The 21,795-nt window shown below is 36.7% G+C and carries 21 protein-coding genes; 10 read left to right on the plus strand and 11 right to left on the minus strand.

Annotated elements, in window-relative coordinates; all coding sequences use genetic code 11:
• The first annotated feature begins 49 nt into the window (after positions 1-49).
• The gene (gene aroB, locus FORMB_RS00170; RefSeq protein WP_069675533.1) at positions 50-1,117 is read left to right on the plus strand and encodes a 3-dehydroquinate synthase; all 1,068 of its coding nucleotides are present in this window, start codon (positions 50-52) and stop codon (positions 1,115-1,117) included.
• Positions 1,118-1,123: 6 nt separating this feature from the next.
• On the opposite strand, the gene FORMB_RS00175 is transcribed toward aroB, so the two are convergent.
• Together FORMB_RS00175 and FORMB_RS00180 are read right to left on the minus strand one after the other, a co-directional pair.
• The gene (locus tag FORMB_RS00175; RefSeq protein ID WP_069677835.1) at positions 1,124-1,609 is read right to left on the minus strand and encodes an Lrp/AsnC family transcriptional regulator; all 486 of its coding nucleotides are present in this window, start codon (positions 1,607-1,609) and stop codon (positions 1,124-1,126) included.
• A gap of 73 nt (positions 1,610-1,682) precedes the next feature.
• Complete coding sequence (locus tag FORMB_RS00180) at positions 1,683-2,849, minus strand: M14 family zinc carboxypeptidase (protein WP_069675534.1); 1,167 nt, start codon at positions 2,847-2,849, stop codon at positions 1,683-1,685.
• 291 nt (positions 2,850-3,140) lie between these two features.
• Between FORMB_RS00180 and FORMB_RS00185 the strand changes: the two genes are divergently transcribed.
• Positions 3,141-3,515, plus strand: coding sequence for a helix-turn-helix domain-containing protein (locus FORMB_RS00185; protein WP_069675535.1), 375 nt, complete (start codon positions 3,141-3,143; stop codon positions 3,513-3,515).
• A 67-nt stretch (positions 3,516-3,582) separates the two neighbouring features.
• Positions 3,583-3,957, plus strand: a complete 375-nt coding sequence (locus FORMB_RS00190) for a DNA topoisomerase IV (RefSeq protein ID WP_069675536.1) — start codon at positions 3,583-3,585, stop codon at positions 3,955-3,957.
• Here FORMB_RS00190 and FORMB_RS00195 read toward each other — a convergent pair.
• From FORMB_RS00195 to ychF, 3 genes are all read right to left on the minus strand, one after another.
• Positions 3,949-6,645, minus strand: coding sequence for a DNA gyrase/topoisomerase IV subunit A (locus FORMB_RS00195; protein WP_069675537.1), 2,697 nt, complete (start codon positions 6,643-6,645; stop codon positions 3,949-3,951). The two genes, FORMB_RS00190 and FORMB_RS00195, sit on opposite strands and share 9 nt — an antisense overlap.
• Complete coding sequence (locus tag FORMB_RS00200; protein ID WP_069675538.1) at positions 6,642-8,501, minus strand: DNA topoisomerase IV subunit B; 1,860 nt, start codon at positions 8,499-8,501, stop codon at positions 6,642-6,644. Before FORMB_RS00200 ends, FORMB_RS00195 begins: the two co-directional genes overlap by 4 nt.
• Before the next feature lie 133 nt (positions 8,502-8,634).
• Complete coding sequence (gene ychF, locus FORMB_RS00205; protein ID WP_069675539.1) at positions 8,635-9,729, minus strand: redox-regulated ATPase YchF; 1,095 nt, start codon at positions 9,727-9,729, stop codon at positions 8,635-8,637.
• Between the two features lie 382 nt (positions 9,730-10,111).
• On the opposite strand from ychF, the gene FORMB_RS00210 reads away from it, so the two are divergent.
• Complete coding sequence (locus FORMB_RS00210; protein WP_069675540.1) at positions 10,112-12,874, plus strand: TonB-dependent receptor; 2,763 nt, start codon at positions 10,112-10,114, stop codon at positions 12,872-12,874.
• A 75-nt stretch (positions 12,875-12,949) separates the two neighbouring features.
• Here the strand turns inward: FORMB_RS00210 and FORMB_RS00215 are convergent, their stop codons facing one another.
• Positions 12,950-13,300, minus strand: coding sequence for a 4Fe-4S dicluster domain-containing protein (locus FORMB_RS00215; protein WP_069675541.1), 351 nt, complete (start codon positions 13,298-13,300; stop codon positions 12,950-12,952).
• 70 nt (positions 13,301-13,370) lie between these two features.
• Here FORMB_RS00215 and FORMB_RS00220 point away from each other — a divergent pair, with 70 nt between their 5' ends.
• The 4 genes from FORMB_RS00220 (at position 13,371) to FORMB_RS00235 (ending at position 17,126) form a co-directional block, all read left to right on the plus strand.
• Positions 13,371-14,432 (plus strand): acyl-CoA reductase, encoded by a 1,062-nt coding sequence (locus FORMB_RS00220; RefSeq protein WP_069677836.1) that lies wholly within the window; start codon positions 13,371-13,373, stop codon positions 14,430-14,432.
• Between the two features lie 105 nt (positions 14,433-14,537).
• Complete coding sequence (gene serC / locus FORMB_RS00225; protein WP_069675542.1) at positions 14,538-15,599, plus strand: 3-phosphoserine/phosphohydroxythreonine transaminase; 1,062 nt, start codon at positions 14,538-14,540, stop codon at positions 15,597-15,599.
• 3 nt (positions 15,600-15,602) lie between these two features.
• Complete coding sequence (locus FORMB_RS00230) at positions 15,603-16,553, plus strand: D-2-hydroxyacid dehydrogenase (RefSeq protein ID WP_069675543.1); 951 nt, start codon at positions 15,603-15,605, stop codon at positions 16,551-16,553.
• 78 nt (positions 16,554-16,631) lie between these two features.
• Positions 16,632-17,126 carry a DUF6787 family protein gene (locus FORMB_RS00235; protein WP_069675544.1) on the plus strand — a complete coding sequence of 165 codons (495 nt, stop codon included), beginning with the start codon at positions 16,632-16,634 and terminating at the stop codon, positions 17,124-17,126.
• A gap of 123 nt (positions 17,127-17,249) precedes the next feature.
• Here the strand turns inward: FORMB_RS00235 and FORMB_RS00240 are convergent, their stop codons facing one another.
• Both FORMB_RS00240 and msrA read right to left on the minus strand, forming a co-directional pair.
• On the minus strand, positions 17,250-17,540 hold the full coding sequence (locus FORMB_RS00240) for a hypothetical protein (RefSeq protein WP_069675545.1): 291 nt from the start codon (positions 17,538-17,540) through the stop codon (positions 17,250-17,252).
• 27 nt (positions 17,541-17,567) lie between these two features.
• Positions 17,568-18,095, minus strand: coding sequence for a peptide-methionine (S)-S-oxide reductase MsrA (msrA, locus tag FORMB_RS00245; RefSeq protein ID WP_069675546.1), 528 nt, complete (start codon positions 18,093-18,095; stop codon positions 17,568-17,570).
• Positions 18,096-18,187: 92 nt separating this feature from the next.
• On the opposite strand from msrA, the gene FORMB_RS00250 reads away from it, so the two are divergent.
• Both FORMB_RS00250 and FORMB_RS00255 read left to right on the plus strand, forming a co-directional pair.
• Positions 18,188-18,853 (plus strand): ABC transporter ATP-binding protein, encoded by a 666-nt coding sequence (locus FORMB_RS00250; protein ID WP_069675547.1) that lies wholly within the window; start codon positions 18,188-18,190, stop codon positions 18,851-18,853.
• A 1-nt stretch (position 18,854) separates the two neighbouring features.
• Positions 18,855-19,628 carry a TIGR02757 family protein gene (locus tag FORMB_RS00255; RefSeq protein WP_069675548.1) on the plus strand — a complete coding sequence of 258 codons (774 nt, stop codon included), beginning with the start codon at positions 18,855-18,857 and terminating at the stop codon, positions 19,626-19,628.
• Here the strand turns inward: FORMB_RS00255 and FORMB_RS00260 are convergent.
• Genes FORMB_RS00260 through FORMB_RS00270 form a run of 3 tightly spaced genes read right to left on the minus strand, consistent with a single transcriptional unit; the run spans position 19,625 to position 21,795 of the window.
• On the minus strand, positions 19,625-20,530 hold the full coding sequence (locus tag FORMB_RS00260) for a ribonuclease Z (protein WP_069675549.1): 906 nt from the start codon (positions 20,528-20,530) through the stop codon (positions 19,625-19,627). The genes FORMB_RS00255 and FORMB_RS00260 overlap by 4 nt on opposite strands.
• A 10-nt stretch (positions 20,531-20,540) precedes the next feature.
• Positions 20,541-20,864: a hypothetical protein gene (locus FORMB_RS00265; RefSeq protein ID WP_069675550.1), complete on the minus strand. Its 324-nt coding sequence runs from the start codon at positions 20,862-20,864 to the stop codon at positions 20,541-20,543.
• A 1-nt stretch (position 20,865) separates the two neighbouring features.
• The gene (locus FORMB_RS00270) at positions 20,866-21,795 is read right to left on the minus strand and encodes an aspartate carbamoyltransferase catalytic subunit (RefSeq protein WP_069675551.1); all 930 of its coding nucleotides are present in this window, start codon (positions 21,793-21,795) and stop codon (positions 20,866-20,868) included.

A 21,795-nucleotide genomic window follows, 5' to 3' on the forward strand; every position in this document is an offset into this window, starting at 1 on the left:
TATAAATTTCTACTTAATTTCACGCTTTAATATTTTGACCACTTAATTCATGAAAACCATACCATCCACATCGTATTCAATTCATTTTAATGAAACCTGTTATAAAGAATTAAATGCCTATTTAGAAACTTCCCATTTTTCTAAAATATTCATCTTGGTGGACACGAATACGCACACCCATTGTTTGCCAAAGTTTTTATCAAACATTGACATTGATATGACTTTAGAAATCATTGAGATGGAAGCGGGAGAAATCCATAAAACATTGGATACTTGTACTCAAATTTGGCACAGTCTCTCTGATTTGGATGGCGACCGAAAATCATTGATTATCAATTTGGGCGGTGGTGTTGTCACCGATTTAGGAGGGTTTGTAGCGTCCACATTTAAACGTGGTATCCGTTTTATAAACGTACCAACTTCACTCCTATCCATGGTAGATGCTTCTGTTGGAGGAAAAACAGGGGTGGATTTAGGAACAATTAAAAACCAAATTGGAGTCATTAATTTTAGCGACATGGTGCTTGTAGATGTTTCCTTTTTAGAAACGCTTCCAGCGGAAGAAATGCGCTCTGGACTTGCTGAAATGTTAAAACATGGATTGATTAAAGATTCAGATTATTGGAACCGTTTGTGCGATTTAAAGGCTTTAAATATTTCTGACTTAGAAGGCTTAATCCACGAGTCTATCATTATAAAAAACGAAGTGGTGAAGCGAGATCCAAATGAACAAGGCGAGCGAAAACAATTAAATTTCGGTCACACTTTGGGGCATGCGATTGAATCCTATTGTTTGGACAATGACAACCTACAAACTTTACTGCACGGGGAAGCTATTGCCGCAGGAATGATTATGGAAGGCTATTTATCGATGAAGACTTGCGGACTCTCAGAAGAAGAACTCACCCAAATAAAAAATACGTTTAAAACGATTTACGGTACTGTAGATCTTACCAAAAACGACAAAAGCTCAATAATAGAGCTTTTGAAGTATGATAAAAAGAATTCTCACGGGCAAATTAAATATGCACTGCTAGAATCTATTGGAATTTGTAAGGTTGATGTCATTGTTGAGGATCAGTTAATCGATGAAGCCTTTTCATATTACGCCTCATAAACCCATTTAATCACTCAAATCATTAAAAATAGAATGCATCAAACGTTTTTTATCGTTGATACTTTCTTCTAGTGAAATCATTGTTTCTGTTCTGTAAACACCTTCAATCTCATCTAACTTAAAGATAATTTCCTTTGCATGTGTTGTGCTCTTTGCACGAATTTTACAGAAGATATTAAATTTACCTGTTGTGATGTGTGCAACCGTTACATGTGGAATTTCATAAATACGCTCTAAAACAAATTTTGTTTGAGAAGTATTCTGTAGAAAAACACCTACATAAGCAATAAAAGAATATCCTAATTTTTGATAATCCAAGGTTAAAGAAGAACCTTTAATAATTTTGGCATCCTCCATCTTTTTTACTCTCACGTGAACCGTACCAGCAGAAATTAGTAATTTTTTAGCGATATCAGTGAACGGAACTCTTGTATTGTCAATCAACATATCTAATATTTGGTGATCGATTTCGTCTAATTTTACTTTGGCCAATTTATTTATTTTCATTATAATTAATATTCAAGATATTTGCAAATTTACTAAATTTTAAACAAAAAATGAAAGCTTATATTAAATTATTATTACCAAACAATGATATCTTCGTTAATTCTATCGTAATGAAATCGATTTCGTAATCTTCTGACAACACCTCAAAATCAGGATGCGACACCTGCTTAAAGTTAGCATCCAGCTCTAAGTGTCCTAGTTTATCATTTAAATCTCCGATAAACGCAACTTTAGGTTGAAACCGAACTACTCCAGACACTAACACTTCCGTAAACTGTATACCTATATCACTAAACACTTTTGGGGTTAATGGATTGAGCAATGCATTTCTAACGATGACATCGTAAAATAATTTACCATTTTCAGGAATATCAAAATATGGTTTGTAAGCATCGCCTGATACAGGGTTGGTTGCTACATAGTCCAGAGCGCTAATAAGGGCTAAGGCCATGTATTTTCGTGTTTCTTCCCTCTTGTAGTCCTCTGGAAAATGCCCCGCCTCAAACAGAATGGTGGGCGTTCCATGACTCTGAAAATAATCTCCTACACAACTGTCGTTAAACCCATCGTCGTAACGCCCAATTTGGTTGGGTAAATACGGCTGTAATGCTTGATTCATGACCTGTATGATTTCCATCGATTTCTGACGGGTGACTGTTAAAGAGCGTTCTTCATTTTCAGAAGGTGACAGGAAGCTAAGAACAGCAGAATTATGCGTATTTCCTGCGCTAAAAATCGTACGTTGCCCATGCATATTGAAACAAAAATGAGGTTTAAAGTCCTCATAAGCCGTTCTTAAAATTTTACTTTCAGACTGAGTCAACGCCTTTGCATCTCTATTTAAATCGATTTGATTGCCGTTTAAACGCGTATAGGCTTCTGCCCCATCTGGATTAAGGATCGGAATTATAAAAAGCGTACATCCCTCTAAAAGCGTTTTAGAATCGGGTAATTCAAAATAACTAAAGAGATCAAAAAGTGCTTTTGTAGTTGTGCTTTCGTTACCATGCATTTGCGACCATATTAAAATACGCTTGGAACCCCTCCCAATTTGAAGGCCGTGAATTGGCAGTCCAGCTTCCGAAACCCCTAAAATGGTTTGACTGAATTGTTTCGACAAGGAATTTAACAAGGGTTCAATATGTGCATTTGTGATATAACGGTTTCCTAAAGTAGTTGCTTTTAAGGAATTGTATTGTGATATAAAGTAAGGTGCGTCTAACATGCGTATTTAATAAGATTACAAATGTAAACATTCTACCTTTTACATTTGTAAACGAACTAAAAGAGTTTATCATTCACAAATGTAAACGAGTTTGTGAGATAAATGCACACTGTAAGTCGGATTAAAAGTGTTTTTTACTTAATGCATATTAATAACTTATTTATCAATATATTATGTAGATTAATTAAAGTTATGATTTACTCTATTTTCAATCAACTTACACCGTTGTTTGCATATAAGACATCAATGTGTTACATTTGTAACCGCCTTATAATGCTACACATGTAAACAATGATAAACACAACCGAATTCAACACCCGACTCAAAAAAATCCTCGACTATTATGGTTTATCGGCTTCTGCCTTTGCTGAAATTATCACGGTACAACGCTCCAGTATTTCTCATATATTAAGTGGTCGAAATAAACCAAGCTTAGAATTTATCACCAAAGTGCTCAATGCTTTTCCAGACATTGAACTTTTATGGCTTTTAAGTGGTGTCGGTGAATTTCCTAAAAGCTCTGCCCCACCCCAAAAAGTTGAGTCCACACAAATTCCTTCAAATCCTATTGCTGCAATTTCTAATGGGGATGACTCTATTGAACGTATCGTGATTTTTTATCGAGATGGGAGTTTTAAGAATTATTCGATGAATACATCTAAATAATTTAGATTGCTAGATCCGTTTTGTATGTTTGTAGCATCAATCATTTGAATTTTTACATCCAAAATAAATGAAATATCTAATAATATTGAGTGCTTTAGTATTTAGCAGTTGCTACGAAGTAGAACGCAATTGTAATGATTTTAAAACAGGAACTTTTGAGAGTACAATTACCATTGATAGGGTTGACTATACATCGACATTCTCTAGAACGTCGGAGCTTCAAGTGGAAGCTTTTAATGGTTCTATAGACTCTACCAATGTACGTTGGATCAATGATTGTGAGATGGTTTTTAAAACCATTAACCCTAAAAACCGTGCAGAACAAAAAGACATTCATCTTAAAATTCTAACAACAACAAAAGATAGCTACAGGTTTGAATACGGCTATGTAGGCGATACTAACAAACAAAAAGGAGAAGCGAAACGTCTTATATTAGAATAAGGTGGTTTGCCCTTCATCATTAGCATCTATATCTGATTCAGAGTCTTTTGCTGGATCTATAGCCTTATTTTCCGTTAGAGGTTTTTCTGAAATTTCTTTCGTGTCTTCCGTGATAGTCTCTGCTGGAGTCTCTACAATTTCTTCTCCAACGACATCTATTTCATCCGCAGGGGTTTCCTCAGCTTGTTCGTAAGGCAAGGATTCCATCAGGTCGATTTGATTGACTTTTAGCTTTGTCAATTGGTTTCCTAAAGCCGAAACACCTTTGACGCTGATAAACTGTTCAAAATCGATAATTTGATCTTCACGACGTTCTTTTCCTCTGTCTTTAGCAAACGCTATTTTTGCGACGGGGCGCCAATCGGTGGAAACTATTTCTAAGACGCTGGAAGCATGTTCAGAAATAAAGACATCTTCTCTGTTTTCGTTTTCAATTAAAAAACGCTTGACATAGTGTCTTTCTTTTTCACCATCGAAGTAAATAGCAGATATCGGTTTGTTAGGAATCCATTTCTCCAAGACAATCATATCCTCATCAAAATGCGCCGTAATTTCAGGGATAATCGTTTTAGCAATTCCAGATTGCGTGACAACCAAAATGCGGTCTTCCCCTCTAAACTCTCCTACCAACTCACCACGACCGTCCACGTTTAAACGCTGAATGGTATCATCGAACCAAATTTTTCGAGGCTTCAGTGTACTGACTCCTTTTTCCTTAAGTTCGATGCGTTTCACGGCATGCTTAGTAACTAGGTTTCCTTTAGAGACCCTTCCTTTTATAATAACATCTGCAAAATCGATGTCCCATTTTAATTTTTTAATACTTCCTACTTGACGTAATAAGACCGAAACAACTTCGCCTTCGCCATTTGGATTGGCAGAAAAATACCAAACATCAGAAGCTGGCTTTCCTGTCGTCAAATCATATTCACGATCGCGAGTCACCCCTGTAACCGCAAACCGTTTGATATAAGAGGCCCCGCCTTTACCATCTTTATAAATCATATTATAAATGGTACGCTTATCTTTTTTCTTAAAAACAGCCACATGAATAATATCTTTACCAACAAAGGTTTTACTATCCACCTTCGTAATCATCAGTTTACCATCTTTCGTAAACACGATAATATCGTCAATGTCACTGCAATCACATACATATTCATCACGTTTCAGGCCTGTTCCTACAAAGCCTTCTTTTCTATTGACATAGAGTTTTGTGTTTCTAATAATAACTTTTGTCGCATCTACATCCCCAAACGTTTTGATTTCGGTTTTACGCTCTTTTCCAGCGCCGTATTCAGATCTTAAGCGTTTGAAATAATCAATCGCGTAGTTGATTAGATTTGCTAAAAACCCTTTGGTTTCCGCAATTTGATCTTCCAAAGCATCAATTTTCTGTTGGGCTTTGTCAATGTCAAACTTAGAAATTCTCTTAATTCGGATTTCTGTTAATCTAGAGATATCCTCTTCCGTAATCGCACGCTTTAAATGTTTGATATGAGGTTGAAGTCCCTTATCAATCGCGCTAATCACACCTGACCACGTTTCTTCTTCTTCAATATCGCGGTAAATTCTATTTTCTATAAAGATGCGTTCCAAAGAAGCAAAATGCCATTGCTCTTCAAACTCACCTAATTTAATTTCTAATTCTTGTTTTAATAATTCTACCGTATGATCTGTAGAACGTCTCAACATTTCGGTGACACCCACAAACAATGGCTTGTTATCCTCAATAACACATCCCAGAGGCGAAATAGCCGTTTCACAAGAGGTGAACGCAAATAAGGCATCGATGGTTTTATCAGGAGATATTCCTGCTGGTAAGTGCACTAAAATCTCAACTTCCGCAGCAGTGTTGTCTTCGATTTTTTTGATTCTAATTTTACTTTTCTCATTGGCTTTAAGAATAGAATCAATTAATGAAGAGGTAGTCGTTCCAAAAGGAACTTCGGTAATGACCAAGGTGTTTTTGTTGAGTTGTGAGATTTTCGCTCTACAACGGACTCTTCCCCCTCGTAATCCATCATTGTAATTGCTGAAATCTGCCACACCACCTGTAGCAAAATCAGGAAGAATGGTGAATCGTTTTCCTTGAAGATGTTTTATAGACGCCTCAATAAGTTCGATAAAGTTATGAGGCAATACTTTTGTGGACAGTCCAACGGCAATTCCTTCGGCTCCTTGTGCTAATAGCAACGGAAACATGACAGGAAGATTGATCGGCTCCTTGCGACGCCCATCGTAAGAGGCTTGCCATTCTGTAATTTTTGGATTAAAAACAACGTCTAACGCAAATTTAGAAAGTCGTGCTTCAATATATCTTGAGGCGGCAGCTCTGTCTCCTGTGAGAACATTTCCCCAGTTTCCTTGCGCATCAATAAGTAAATCTTTTTGACCAATTTGAACCATCGCATCGGCAATACTTGCATCCCCGTGCGGGTGGTACTGCATGGTATGACCTACAATATTAGCAACCTTATTATAGCGACCATCATCCAAATCTTTCATCGAATGTAAAATCCGACGCTGAACAGGTTTAAATCCGTCTTCAATAGCAGGAACTGCACGTTCTAAAATAACATAGGACGCATAATCTAAGAACCAATCTTTAAACATACCCGTAACTCGAGTAATCGTTTCTTGATTGTCCGTGTTGTCATTTGTGATACCGTCGTTTTCTTCTATCATACCTCTTCTTCGATAATATCAAGTTCAACTTTTAGATTTTCAATAATAAATTTTTGACGGTCGGGTGTGTTTTTACCCATATAAAATTGAAGTAAGGATTCAATCGTGGTGTCAGAATCTAACATCACAGGATCCAATCGAATGTCTTCCCCAATAAAATATTTAAATTCATTTGGCGAGATTTCTCCTAATCCCTTAAATCGAGTGATTTCAGGTTTTGGCTTTAATTTCTGAACCGCATCTCTACGTTCTTGTTCCGAATAACAATAGATGGTTTCTTTTTTATTACGCACTCTGAATAAAGGCGTTTGTAAGATATATAGATGACCTTCTTTAATAATTTCTGGGAAAAATTGAAGGAAAAATGTGATCAATAATAAACGGATGTGCATTCCATCGACATCGGCATCCGTTGCGATAACAATGTTATTGTAACGTAAATCTTCAATCGATTCTTCAATATTTAAAGCCGCTTGCAACAGATTAAATTCTTCGTTTTCATACACAATTTTTTTGGTGAGCCCATAACAATTTAAAGGCTTTCCTTTTAGACTAAAAACGGCTTGTGTATTGACATCTCTGGATTTGGTGATGCTACCAGATGCGGAATCTCCCTCGGTTATAAATAAGGTAGATTCTAGATTACGTCCATTTTTGATATCTCCAAAATGTACACGACAATCTCTTAGTTTTTTATTGTGTAGGCTCGATTTTTTAGCACGATCTTTCGCCATCTTACGGATACCCGACAATTCTTTTCGTTCGCGTTCGGCTTGTAAAATTTTGCGCTGAATGGCTTCGGCGGTATCTGGATTTTTATGTAGAAAATTATCTAACTGTGTTTTTAAAAAATCATTGATAAAGGTTCGGACGGTTGGCAACTCGCCTCCCATATCGGTCGACCCTAATTTTGTTTTTGTTTGACTTTCAAAAACAGGCTCCATGACTTTAATTGCAATGGCAGAAATGATCGATTTCCGAACATCGGATGCTTCATAGTTTTTACCATAAAACTCTCGAATGGTTTTGACCAACGCCTCTCTAAAAGCCGCTAAATGCGTCCCTCCTTGAGTGGTGTTTTGACCGTTGACAAAGGAGTGGTATTCTTCACTGTATTGGGTTTTACTGTGGGTAATGGCGACTTCAATATCTTCCCCTTTCAGGTGGATGATTGGATAGGTCATATCCGTAGCATTGGTATTGTCTTCTAATAAATCCTTTAATCCATTTTCACTGAAAAACTTTTCACCATTAAATAAAATGGTCAAGCCCGGATTCAAATACACGTAGTTTTTAAGCATACGTGCGACATACTCATTTCGGTACTTGTAATTTTTAAATATAACTTCATCGGGCACAAAGGACACTTTGGTTCCTTTACGTCTGGTGGTGTCGTCTAATAAATCTTGATGGTTTAAAACTCCTGATGAAAATTCAGCGGAAGCCGATTTCCCGTCTCGCGTCGATTCCACTCTAAAAAAGGAGGACAATGCATTGACGGCTTTGGTACCAACCCCATTTAGACCAACTGATTTCTTAAAGGCACGAGAATCATATTTACCACCGGTATTCATTTTAGAAACCACATCAACGACTTTTCCTAACGGAATGCCACGACCAAAATCGCGCACAATGACTTTACTGCCTTGAATGGAAATCTCAATGGATTTACCTGCACCCATGACAAATTCATCAATAGAGTTGTCTAAAACCTCTTTCAATAAAATATAAATACCATCATCAGCCGAAGAGCCATCTCCAAGTTTCCCAATGTACATACCGGGGCGCATACGAATATGCTCCTTCCAATCGAGGGATCTAATGTTATCTTCTGTGTAATCTGTATTTTGAGCCATAAAGTATTTCCTGACAGGACGCTAATATAGTACATCAGCATAAAAAATAAAACCTTTAAAACACAAATTAATTAACAAAAAAAAACCAATGTTGTTGAGAACATTGGCTTTCAATTTATTAGTACTTATTTTTTTATACATTAAAAAGGAAATGCATGACGTCTCCATCTTTGACAGTGTAATTTTTACCTTCCACACGCATTTTCCCTGCCTCTTTCACTTTTGCTTCAGATCCTAAACTTTCAAAGTCTTCATACGCAATGACTTCGGCACGAATAAATCCTTTTTCAAAATCGGTATGAATCACCCCAGCAGCTTGTGGTGCAGAGCTTCCTATATTGATGGTCCAAGCGCGCACTTCTTTAACACCCGCCGTAAAATACGTTTGCAGCGTTAATAATTTATACGCCGAACGGATCAGTTTTGCAGAACCAGGTTCGTCCAGTCCAATATCTTGAAGAAATAGTTTGCGTTCTTCATAGTCATCTAATTCATTAATATCAGCTTCCGTCCCTACCGCAAGTACCAATACTTCTGCATTTTCATTGGCAACGTTTGCTTTGACTAAATCTACATAGGCATTTCCTGAAACTGCGGATGCTTCATCCACATTACAGACATACATCACTGGTTTGTCGGTAATAAATTGGAGGGGTTTTACAAATTCTAAATAATCATCTTCAGAAAATTCAAGGGCGCGAATGGAAATTCCAGCTTCTAAATTTTCTTTTATTTTTATTAAAATCACTTCTTCTTTTTGAGCGTCTTTATTGCCCGTTCGAGAAGCGCGTTTTACTTTTTCTAGTTTTTTTTCAGTGGTCTCCAAATCTTTCAATTGAAGCTCCATATCAATGGTTTCTTTATCTCTAATCGGATCGACGGTTTCATCAACATGAATAATATTGGTGTCATCAAAACAACGCAATACGTGTAGAATAGCATCCGTTTCACGAATGTTTCCTAAAAATTGATTCCCCAGTCCTTCACCTTTACTAGCCCCTTTTACAAGTCCTGCAATATCCACAATCTCCACCGTAGCAGGAACCACTTTTTCTGGCACAACCAATTCCTCCAGTTTTGATAACCGTGGATCTGGCACATTGACCACCCCTATATTGGGTTCAATTGTGCAAAATGGGAAATTCGCACTTTGTGCTTTAGCATTTGATAAACAATTAAAAAGGGTTGATTTTCCAACGTTTGGCAATCCAACAATACCTGCTTTCATATCTTAAAAAATTTGATTGCAAATGTAATTATTTAAATCAACATTTAATCTCTCTGTTTTGATTACTTAAATCTCCTCTTTTTTATTTTTAATCGACTAAATATTAATTTAAATCATTAAAATCAAGCCATTCTGTTTTATTGTTATTTTTTTATAAAGGCTTAAAAAAGGAATTACAATATATTTGTTTATGATATTTAATATTATTTTAAACGTTTTTTATTATTGTATTATCACAAACTATACATCAATTATATTCTGTTGTTTTCGTAATAATAGATCATTAGATTACTAATTTGATTATTTTTTTACACTAATATTAAAGATTTGTTAATTATATTAAAGTATATTTGTTTAACTAATTATTAACAAACTATAACAAATGAAAAATTTTTACATCCTAATGCTAGCCTTTGCTAGTATTAATTTTGCAACAGCTCAAGTTACCGGAACGGTATCTGGAGCAGATGGAGCTCCTATTACAGGAGTTAATGTCGTTGAAAAAGGCACAAGCAATGGAGCAATTTCTGACTTTGATGGAAACTATCAAATCAGTGCAGCTTCAGATGCAATTCTTGTGTTTAGTTATGTAGGTTACGAGACTCAAGAAGTTTCAGTAGCAAATCAGTCGGTCGTGAATGTGACCCTTCAAGATGGTTCTTCTTTAGACGAAGTTTACCTTGTTGGATCGCGTACAGCACCAAGAAGTAATGCAGATTCTCCACTTCCAGTGGATGTTCTACAAGCCAAAGAGCTTTCTAGAACAGGTCAAGCAACGTTTGACAAAGCATTACAGTACAGAATTCCATCATTTAACACGGTACAAACGCCAGTGAACGATGCGACTTCTTTATTAGATCCTTATGAAATCAGAAACATGGGACCTAGTAGAACGTTGATCCTTATTAATGGAAAACGTAAAAATCTAAGTGCATTGTTGTACACACAAACCTCTCCAGGTCGTGGTGAAACAGGTGCTGACATCTCTGCAATTCCAACAGACGCTATCAAGCGTGTTGAAATTCTTCGTGACGGTGCTTCTGCACAATACGGATCGGATGCAATTGCTGGTGTAATGAACATCATCTTAAAAGACAACGTAGCAGATGGATCTGTAACTGTGAGAACAGGAATCACTTCTGAAGGTGATGGCGAAATGTTGGGTGTTAGTGTAAATAATGGAACTGCTATCGGAGACGATAAAGGCTTTATTAACTATACTGTTGACATGTCTAAAACAAGCTTAGCTAACAGACCAGGAACAGTAGATGCTGCTGGTGAAGCTGCTGATTTTACAGCAAACACTGCTGCAGATTTAGCTTTTGTTGAGGAGTTTTTAACTCGTAATCCAGATGCAAATAACATCAATGGATCTCCTGAAACGGCTGCTTCTAAGTTTTTAATTAATGGTGGTTATGATGTTGCTGACAATACAGAGTTGTATTTTAACGCAGCATATGTGTACAAGAAAGTAAATTCTTATGCAAACTACAGAACTCCTTATTGGAGAACTGCAGATGCATTTCCTTATTTAGCTGATTTTTTCCCTGGAGACAATCCTAATACAGCTGGAGGTTATGACGGATATGTACCAACCTTTGAAGGTTTATTAAATGATTACAATGGAACTGTTGGTTTAAAAACAACAATCAACGATTGGAATGTAGATTTAAGTTTCACAACTGGTGGTAATGCACAAACCTATAAGGTGAATGATTCTCATAACAGAAATGAAGTATATGGTGTTTCTTTTAACCCTACATCGGGCGATTTTGAAGCGACTCCTTTATATGGTGCAAATAGTAAGCAATCATTTGATCCGGGTGGAACACGTTTTTCTCATAATGTAGGAAACATTGATATCAATAGAATTCTTTCTGACAAAGTAAGTATTGGTATGGGTGCTGAGTTTAGAAATGAAACCTTTGAAGTAATTGAAGGTGAATTAGCATCTTACGATGGTGGTGGTGCCGATTCTTTTGCAGGAAATAGCCCAGAAAACTCTGGTAAATTCAATCGTTATAACTTTGGAGGTTACTTCTCTTTAGATTATGATGTGTCTGACGCTTTCTTATTAAGTGGTACTGTTAGAGCTGAAAACTATTCTGATTTTGGTAACACATTTGTATACAAGTTAAGTTCTCGTTTGAAGTTATCTGACAAGATTACTGCTAGAGCTTCTGTATCTTCAGGATTTAGAGCCCCTACATTACACCAGATTTATACACAAAAAGCACAGTATAGCTTTGTGCCTGGTCAAGGGATTCAAGTTGGTGGGTTAATTAACAATGTATCGACGCAAGCGAAGCTTTTAGGAATAGAAGAATTAGATGCTGAAACATCTAATAACTTTACAATTGGTTTAGGTGGGAAATTAACTAACACCTTAAGTTTTACAGTTGATTACTACAACATTGCTGTAAAAGACCGTATTGTATTAGGTTCTGAGATTGGAGCAACAGGAGATGCTACCAACCCATTAGATCAGCTACTTACTCAAAACAACTTGAGTGATGTTAGTTATTTCTCTAACGCTTTAAACACAAGAACTTCAGGTCTTGATGTTGTAATCAGCAAAAGAGATATTAAACTAGGTACAGGAGTATTAGATCTTAACTTGTCTGGAAACTATACCATCACAAACGAAAGAGATGGAGATGTTAAAGATATTCCTCTTGTAGCAAATGCTGGACAATCGGTTGTGAATGCAACTCAAGAAGCTTTATTCTTTACGTCTAGACCAGAAACAAAATGGATTTTAGGAGCTAATTACGAAGTTGGAAAATTCGGATGGAATTTAAACAATACGTATTTTGGTAAAACAACGTTCAAGCAACAAGGAATGAGTAATGACTTAAGAACAGAATTTACTCCTAAGGTTGTTACTGATTTAGGGATTAACTTTAACGCGACTGATAAATTCACAATTGCATTTAACGTTAACAACCTATTTAATGTATTACCTGAATGGGAATTCAAAGCAGAAAATGCTGCAGGTCAAGCACTTTTAGCAGATGCTAGTCAAGTGAAAAACCAATCAAATTTAATTAGTTTTAACCAACGTTATTCTCAAATGACGTATGATGGTTACCACTTTAGCCAATTAGGAACGATGTTTAACTTATCGTTAAACTACAAGTTCTAATCAATTGCTAGATTGAAACAAACGAAAAAGCCACGCAAAATTTGCGTGGCTTTTTTATATAAAAAAATTTCTGAATTATTCTGGATGCATAAAGCGTTGTTTCCCTAACAACACTTCTTCACTCTCTACATGCGAATCATCTGGCACACAACAATCCACAGGACACACAGCAGCACACTGTGGCTCCTCATGGAAGCCCACACACTCCGTGCATTTATCGGGTACAATATAATAGAGTTCGTCGCTTATAGGCGTCTGAGCGGCATCAGCATTCACTTGCTTTCCATCCGTTAACACCAAATCTCCTTCAAGACTTGTACCATCTTTATAGCGCCAATCGTCAGCACCTTCATAGATGGCTGTGTTTGGACATTCAGGCTCACAAGCCCCACAATTGATACATTCGTCAGTTATAATAATTGCCATAGCTGTTGTTGCGTATTTATTACTTAAATTTGCATGCAAAAATAACTCCAAAAAAGCGGTTAAACAAATAATGAATCACAAAACAAATACAATTAAGGCTTTAAATGAATTAGGGCGATTTTTATCCCAATTTACTACAGAATCAACGCTAAAAAATGAATCTGTGCTTTTTAATGATTTATTTTTCGACGGATTTAAACATCAAATAAAACTATCTAAAGAACACAATGGATGGTTTTCAGAAACAAATATTTTATTTGCCATTGAAAGTTGGGCAAAACTACTCACTACCGACACCTTAAATTCTTGGGTGTCCAACTATCCCCTTGAAGCAGCTTCACAAAAAAAGGTCGCCATTGTCATGGCAGGAAATATTCCACTCGTTGGGTTTCATGATTTTTTATGTGCCTTGATCTGCAATCACGAAATCATTGTTAAACAATCGTCTAACGACAAACACCTCTTGCCTTTTATATCCTTATATCTAACCAAAGCCGCCCCAGAACTCAAAGGCAGGGTTACTTTTTTAGAACAAAAGCTAGAAGGTTTTGATGCCGTGATCGCCACAGGGAGCAACAATACCGCGCGCTATTTTGAGTATTATTTCAAGGACAAACCGTCAATCATACGAAAAAATAGAAATTCGCTAGCGATCTTAACTGGGGATGAAACAAAGGAAGATTTATTAAAACTATCCAACGATATTTTTCAATACTACGGACTGGGATGTCGCAGTGTTTCGAAACTCTTTATTCCAAAAGGCTATAACTTTGATGCCTTTTTTGATGCCATGTACCACTGGCACCCGATTATCAATGGGGCTAAATATGCCAATAATTATGATTACAACAAAGCCGTCTATTTAATGAGTGAATTCAAAATGCTTGAGAACGGGTTCCTAATGATCAAGGAAGATCCAAGCTACGCCTCCCCTATTGCAACACTGTTTTACGAGCATTATGACAGCCTTGAAACCTTAACTGACAAATTAAACAGCGATGCCGATAAAATCCAATGCATTGTTTCAAATAATATATCTGAAGACCATCTTTCTTTTGGGAGCACACAAACGCCCCAATTAGAAGATTATGCGGATGGCGTTGATACTGTTGATTTTTTGTTAAAAATATAACATAATATTAGCATTTTCATATATAATTATCTTTTATTAATTCAGACCTTTACAGCTTGAAAAAATTAACATTAATTTGCAATTCGCTCACTCAATAAAATTCAAATGAAAAAACACAATTTTAGCGCAGGACCTTGTATCCTCCCTCAAGAAGTTTTAGAAAAATCCGCACAAGCAGTCTTAAGTTTTGATGATGGTTTGTCATTAATCGAAATATCACACCGTAGTAAAGCATTTATTGATGTGATGGAAAATGCAAGTGCCTTAGCGCTTGAATTATTAGGATTGGAAGGTAAAGGCTACAAAGCCTTGTTCCTTCAAGGAGGTGCAAGCACTCAGTTTTTAGCAGTTGCTTTAAACTTATTAGAAAAACGTGCTGCATACCTGAACACAGGAACTTGGAGTGACAAAGCAATCAAAGAAGCCAAACTCTATGGTGACATCCTAGAAGTGGGTTCTTCTAAAGAGGCTAATTTTAACTACATTCCTAAAGGCTATAAAATACCAACGGACGCTGATTACTTCCATTGTACTTCCAACAACACCATTTTTGGAACACAAATGAAATCATTTCCAAAACTTGATATCCCTTTAGTTTGTGATATGAGTAGTGATATATTTTCTCGTACCCTTGATTTTTCAAAATTTGATTTAATCTATGCTGGTGCTCAAAAAAATATGGGGCCTGCAGGAACGACCTTAGTGGTTGTTAAAGAAGAAATTCTAGGAAAAGTAACCCGAAAAATTCCATCTATGATGGACTATAAAGTACACGCCGATAAGGAAAGTATGTTCAATACACCTCCTGTATTTGCTGTCTATACTTCAATGCTTACCCTTGAGTGGCTAAAAAGCCTAGGAGGTATCGAAGCGATTGAGAAAGAAAACTTTAAAAAAGCACGTTTGATGTATTCAGAAATTGATCTAAACCCTTTGTTTAAAGGCTTTGCTGCAACTGCAGATCGATCGACAATGAATGCCACATTTTCTCTTACGGACGACAAGCTCAAAGTATCCTTTGATGCGATGTGGAAAGAAGCGGGAATTAATGGATTAAATGGACACAGAAGTGTTGGAGGTTACAGAGCTTCCATGTATAACGCACTGCCTTTGGAAAGCGTAGCAACTTTGGTAGATGTCATGAGTGAATTAGAACGAAAAGCATAAAAAATGAAAATACTAGCAAACGACGGAATTTCACAAAGTGGAATCGATGATTTAACTGCAGCAGGATTTGAAGTCCTTACAACCACTGTAGCACAAGAACAATTAGAGAATTTTATCAATACCGAAAACATTGTAGCGCTTCTTGTACGAAGTGCAACAACGGTAAGACAAGATCTTATTGACGCCTGCCCTAACCTAAAAATTATTGGTAGAGGTGGTGTTGGAATGGACAATATTGATGTTGAATATGCCCGTGAAAAAGGATTGAGTGTTATCAATACACCTGCCGCTTCTTCGGAGTCGGTAGCAGAATTGGTATTCGCACATTTATTTTCGGGAGTTCGTTTCTTATACGACTCTAACAGAACGATGCCTTTAGAAGGCGAATCTAAATTCAAAAACCTTAAGAAAGCGTATGCAAAAGGTACTGAATTAAGAGGTAAAACTTTAGGAGTCATTGGATTTGGTAGAATTGGTCAAGCCACTGCAAAAATGGCTTTAGGCCTCGGAATGAAAGTAATTGCTTTTGATCCATTCTTAGAAAAAACAACCCTTTCTTTATCGTTTCACGATGGTCAAACAGTTGATTTCGAAATCAAAACTGTCTCTAAAGAAACGGTATTAAAGGAATCTGATTTTATTACCTTACATGTACCAGCTCAAAAAGATTTCGTCATTGGCGAAGCTGAATTTGAACTTATGAAGGATGGCTCTGCGTTGATCAATGCCGCGCGTGGTGGTGTCGTCAATGAAGTTGCGCTTGTTGCAGCACTTGATTCTAACAAATTAGCCTTTGCAGGCTTGGACACTTTTGAAAGCGAACCAACGCCAGCAGTTCAAATATTAATGAATCCAAAAATTTCTTTAACCCCTCATATTGGTGCCGCTACAAATCAAGCGCAAGATCGTATTGGTTCTGAATTAGCATCTCAAATTATTTCTATATTGAAGTAATAATATTAAATTTTAATACATTTCAAAAAAACCTTAACAGAGTCGTTAAGGTTTTTTAAGTTGTAGTATATTTGAAAAATGAAAACATTTAAAGTAAACTGGAACATTACACAAAATTGGCAACTCTTGTTTCCGTTTCTTGGGCTTGTAGTCTTAGGGTATAGTGCATTTAGATTAACGTCTTTACTCCCACTTACTACGCTTTATATGACCATCCCTGTTTCTTTCGTCATGTTTTATGTACTCCTGAAAATAGTGCTGTACACCATCGAAAAATTAGAACCTAAATGGATTGTCAATCAACGCTGGGAACTCATTCGGATTTTTATCGTTTTTGCGATTACAGGGTCCTCTTCCGTGCTTGTCGGACGTCCGGTCATTAAATGGTTGGGAATTACTCAAGATAACTTAAACCCTTTACTGTATTGGATTTTATTCACTGTGATTAGCCTGTTTTTTTATCAAGTCTTATTGGTCTTAATTGGATGGGTTTTTGGTCAGTTTCAGTTTTTCTGGAACTTTGAAAAGAAAATGATTCGCCGTTTTGGATTGGGTAAATTTTTAAAAGATTAAGGTATCTACTCAGAAGTCATTTCGTTAATTACACGACTCTTCTCTTTTTAAAACTTAACATTTTTATTTCTTGAAACACCAGAATACTTTTTCAATGAATCAAGTATTATCAAGGACGTCCTGCTAATTTGGAGCTTTGTTTGAAGCTTTAGTTGATTTGTCAAAATAATACGTATAAATCCACATGATAGTAAATGTGGGAATCACATCAGAGAACGGAAGTGCTTCTTCAATAAAAACAAAAACTGCGGCTATTTTTCCTTTTTTACCCTTGTATAATTCAGTCATCAAATAAGATGATAAAGGCGCCCATAAAATATCAAAAAAAGGGAATACAAAAGAGACATACCCTAGTGCATCAAAACACAATCCAAGAAATAATTTTGTTGATTTTGATTTGTTATTTAGGTTCATAATAAGTTTGATTTAGGATTAAAAATCTTACTTTAAAATCGTTTTAAAATGAGTCGTTAGCTTTTTAATTTTCGGATCGATTAAATAGGTACAATAAGGCTGTTCCCTGTTTAGGTCGTAGTAACTATCATGATCATCCTCGGCATCATAAAACACTTCCAAAGGCATTAATTCAGTGACAATTGGGTCTTCAAAAATATGAGAATCATTGAGGTGTTTTATAAACTGCCTCGCAGTTTCAAACTGATCGTCATCCGTATAAAAAATGGAGGAACGGTATTGCGTGCCTACATCATTCGCTTGACGGTTGAGGGTTGTGGGATCATGGGTTGCAAAAAATACTTCTAATAATTCGGCATAAGAAATTAATGTTTCATCGTAATCCAATCGAATCCCCTCTGTATGGCCCGTGCGTCCTTGACAGACTTCGCGATACGCTGGGTTTTTAATAAACCCTCCAGTGTATCCAGATTTCACATTCTCAACTCCTTTAAGTCGAATAAATACGGCTTCGGTACACCAAAAACACCCTCCCGCAAAAATCGCACGCTTCATATCAAATTAATTAGATGTCAAAGTTAGTAAACAATTAATTAAAATTCGCTTAAATAATTGCACATAAAAACTATAAAACTTAATTTCACAGTATGATTATTGCAAAGCAAATACATAAATATTACGATGAACTTCATGTTCTTAAAGGAGTTGATTTAACTATTGAAAAAGGTGAGATTGTTTCTATTGTTGGTGCCTCTGGAGCTGGCAAAACGACCTTATTACAGATTTTAGGCACCTTGGATTTTTACTCTAAAAACCCAGATAGTCAATTGCTAATTAATGGAATTGATGTGGCTGCACTCTCTGATACCGCGATGGCTAAATTTAGAAATGAACAATTGGGATTTATTTTTCAATTTCATCAATTACTGCCTGAATTCACAGCCCTTGAAAACATCTGTATTCCTGCTTTTATAAAGGGAACTCTACAAAAGGAAGCCGAAGCAAAAGCACTTGAATTACTTCAGTTTTTAGGGCTAGAGGAACGAAAAAACCACAAGCCAAACGAACTTTCAGGTGGCGAACAACAACGCGTCGCCGTGGCACGGGCATTAATCAACAGTCCTTCTGTTATTTTTGCCGATGAACCTTCGGGGAATTTAGACAGTGAATCTGCTGAACAACTCCATAAATTATTTTTTAAATTAAGAGATCGGTTCGGACAAACCTTTGTTATTGTGACGCATAATCATGAATTAGCAGATATGGCCGATCGAAAAATAACGATGAGTGATGGACTTGTAAAAACGAACTAGAGTGTCAAAATTAAATTTTTCTGAACTCAAAGAATTTTTGGACGCTAAAGTCGTTCAGTACAATACCCCTGATTTTATTGGATCGGACCCTCTTCAAATTCCACACCGTTATACCTTAAAAGAAGATATTGAAATTTCAGGCTTTCTCACCGCCACCATTGCTTGGGGCAATAGAAAAAGCATTATCAACAACGCCAAACGCTTGATGAGTTTGATGGATGATGCGCCTTATCAATTTGTGATGCAGCACCAACCCAAAGATTTAGAACCTCTAAATTCCTTTGTACATCGCACTTTTAACGGGCTTGATTGTATTCAGTTTATGGAAAGTCTAAAACACATCTACACCCATCACAACGGATTGGAAGGTGTTTTTAATACCTATGCAAAAACGGATAGCTTACAAAGCGCAATTCACCATTTAAAGCAACATTTTTTTGAAATTGACCACCTCCAACGCACTCAAAAACACATCAGTGATCCCTTAAAAAAATCGGCTGCAAAGCGAATTAATATGTTTTTAAGATGGATGGTTCGCCCAAATGACACCAAGGTTGATTTTGGTTTGTGGACGCAGCTCTCCCCTTCTCAACTCTCCTGCCCTTTGGATGTACACTCTGGAAATGTCGCCCGAAAACTAGGAATGCTTCAACGTTCTCAAAATGATGCCAAAGCACTGGCTGAGTTGGATGCTTCTCTTCGTAAATTAGATCCAAAAGATCCTGTGAAATATGATTTTGCCTTGTTTGGTTTGGGAGTATTTGAAAGCTTCTAAAAGTCAAATACTTTCCCGTCATCCGCAAGCAATACGTCTTTAAAAACCGTATTTGCTTCTGTTTTAAATCCTTCTAACCCTCCGTAACGTGTGGAGTAATGTCCTAAGATCAATTGTTTGGCATTGGCTTTCAATGCAATGGTGGCAGCTTGTTTGGCCGTAGAATGCTTTGTTTTGACGCATAAGTGCTCGTGAGCGTCCATAAAAGTGGATTCATGATACAACATATCCACATCTTTAATAATGGGTATGATGTCCTCTTTATAAGCCGTATCGCTACAAAAAGCATAACTCTTAGTCTGATGACCGTCATAAGTCACCTCTGCATTCGGAATTAAAGTGCCTTCCTCATTGACCACATCGTCGCCTTGTTTGAGTTTTCTAAAATAGGCTTTATTGATGTTGAGTGCTTCGGCTTTATCGATGTCTAACTTTCGTTCATACGGTTTTTCTTTAAACAAAAATCCATTGGTATATATGCGATGGTCTAAAGGAATGGTATGGACAGATACTTTTTCATCTTCAAAAATGAGTTCGGATGATTTAGAGGACAATACATGAAAAATCAATTTAAAATTAGTCCATGAATCCGCTAGTTTCATCTGGAGGGTAATCAATTCCTTTAAGCCTTTAGGACCGTAAATATGTAAATCCGTTTCTCGTGTTAGCAATCGAAAAGTGGAAACTAAGCCCACCAATCCAAAATAGTGATCACCATGTAAATGAGAAATAAAGATGTGCTTGATCTGGTTGAACTTGATTTTATGACGTCTCAACTCAACTTGAGTGCCTTCGCCACAATCAATTAAAAATAAATGCCCACGAGTTTCTAAAACTTGAGAGGTGGTATGGGCTATAATTCTGGGAGTTGCACTGTAGCAACCGAGTATGGAAAGTTTCAAAGTTGTGGTATTAAATTCCTAAATCGCGTTCCATTTGTTCCATTTCAATATAATCGTGTGCCTCTTGAAGTGTTGGAACGACGGTGAAATCATCTTCGAAATCATTTTGATTTAGCTGTGCACTGACCACTACAAAAGAATGATTTAATTCGCGATGCGTTTTTGACAGCGACACTAACACATCCATAGAATCTGAGTGTGCATCGTTGAGTTGTAAAATCACATTGCCTTCTTTAAAACGTTCGTGGAGCACTGAGAATTTCTTAGAAAATTCCGAAAGACTTGTCTTTTCTTGAGTAATTATTGCCGTCGAATTATCCTGTTCTATAGTCATCTTATTGTTTAATTTTAGAAGCTAAAAGGTACATGACTGCCATTCGAATGGCCACTCCATTTTCAACTTGATTTAAAATAATAGCTTGACCAGAATCCGCCACTTCACTGGTAATTTCAACTCCTCTGTTGATAGGCCCTGGGTGCATAATGGTAATTTCTTTATCCAAAGATTCTAACAAATCTTTAGTAACTCCGTACTGTTGTGTGTATTCTCTTGTGGTAGGGAAATAACTGATTTCCATGCGTTCGTTTTGAACCCGCAACATATTCGCTATATTACACCAATTTAGTGCTTTACGTAAGTTTGTCTCAACCTTCACTCCAAGTTTATCAATGTATTTTGGAATGAGGGTTTTTGGTCCGCAAACCATGACTTCTGCTCCTTGTAATCGCAAGGCAAAGATGTTTGAGAGTGCAACCCTGCTGTGTAAGATATCTCCGACAATGACTATTTTTTTACCTTTTACTTCGCCATACTTTTCACGAATTGAATAGGTGTCTAAAAGGGCTTGCGTTGGATGTTCGTGTGCACCGTCGCCCGCATTGATGATCTGTGCATCTATATGTTTCGACAAAAAGGTCGCCGCCCCAGGATTCGGATGGCGCATGACCACCATATCTACTTTCATAGAGAGAATGTTATTAACTGTATCGACCAGCGTTTCTCCCTTACTCACAGACGATTGTCCAGAGGAGAAGTTGATCACATCGGCAGACAAGCGTTTTTGAGCCAGTTCAAAAGAGAGTTTTGTACGCGTTGAATTTTCAAAAAAGAGGTTGGCAATTGTAATATCTCTAAGGGAAGGTACTTTTTTTATGGGACGATTGATCACTTTCTTAAAGTGATCGGCAGTGTCAAAAATAAGGTTAATATCATCGTTGTTGAGATATTTTATTCCTAATAAATGATCTACACTCAGTTCGCTCAT

It is taken from the genome of Formosa sp. Hel1_33_131, assembly GCF_001735745.1.
GTDB lineage: Bacteria > Bacteroidota > Bacteroidia > Flavobacteriales > Flavobacteriaceae > Hel1-33-131.

Coding starts and splice junctions, on each gene's coding strand:
- aroB (WP_069675533.1), top strand. CDS start 50: ATGAAAACCATACCATCCACATCGTATTCAATTCATTTTAATGAAACC.
- FORMB_RS00180 (WP_069675534.1), bottom strand. CDS start 2,849: ATGTTAGACGCACCTTACTTTATATCACAATACAATTCCTTAAAAGCA.
- FORMB_RS00185 (WP_069675535.1), top strand. CDS start 3,141: ATGATAAACACAACCGAATTCAACACCCGACTCAAAAAAATCCTCGAC.
- FORMB_RS00190 (WP_069675536.1), top strand. CDS start 3,583: ATGAAATATCTAATAATATTGAGTGCTTTAGTATTTAGCAGTTGCTAC.
- FORMB_RS00195 (WP_069675537.1), bottom strand. CDS start 6,645: ATGATAGAAGAAAACGACGGTATCACAAATGACAACACGGACAATCAA.
- FORMB_RS00200 (WP_069675538.1), bottom strand. CDS start 8,501: ATGGCTCAAAATACAGATTACACAGAAGATAACATTAGATCCCTCGAT.
- ychF (WP_069675539.1), bottom strand. CDS start 9,729: ATGAAAGCAGGTATTGTTGGATTGCCAAACGTTGGAAAATCAACCCTT.
- FORMB_RS00210 (WP_069675540.1), top strand. CDS start 10,112: ATGAAAAATTTTTACATCCTAATGCTAGCCTTTGCTAGTATTAATTTT.
- FORMB_RS00215 (WP_069675541.1), bottom strand. CDS start 13,300: ATGGCAATTATTATAACTGACGAATGTATCAATTGTGGGGCTTGTGAG.
- FORMB_RS00220 (WP_069677836.1), top strand. CDS start 13,371: ATGAATCACAAAACAAATACAATTAAGGCTTTAAATGAATTAGGGCGA.
- serC (WP_069675542.1), top strand. CDS start 14,538: ATGAAAAAACACAATTTTAGCGCAGGACCTTGTATCCTCCCTCAAGAA.
- FORMB_RS00230 (WP_069675543.1), top strand. CDS start 15,603: ATGAAAATACTAGCAAACGACGGAATTTCACAAAGTGGAATCGATGAT.
- FORMB_RS00235 (WP_069675544.1), top strand. CDS start 16,632: ATGAAAACATTTAAAGTAAACTGGAACATTACACAAAATTGGCAACTC.
- FORMB_RS00240 (WP_069675545.1), bottom strand. CDS start 17,540: ATGAACCTAAATAACAAATCAAAATCAACAAAATTATTTCTTGGATTG.
- msrA (WP_069675546.1), bottom strand. CDS start 18,095: ATGAAGCGTGCGATTTTTGCGGGAGGGTGTTTTTGGTGTACCGAAGCC.
- FORMB_RS00250 (WP_069675547.1), top strand. CDS start 18,188: ATGATTATTGCAAAGCAAATACATAAATATTACGATGAACTTCATGTT.
- FORMB_RS00265 (WP_069675550.1), bottom strand. CDS start 20,864: ATGACTATAGAACAGGATAATTCGACGGCAATAATTACTCAAGAAAAG.
- FORMB_RS00270 (WP_069675551.1), bottom strand. CDS start 21,795: ATGAGCGAACTGAGTGTAGATCATTTATTAGGAATAAAATATCTCAAC.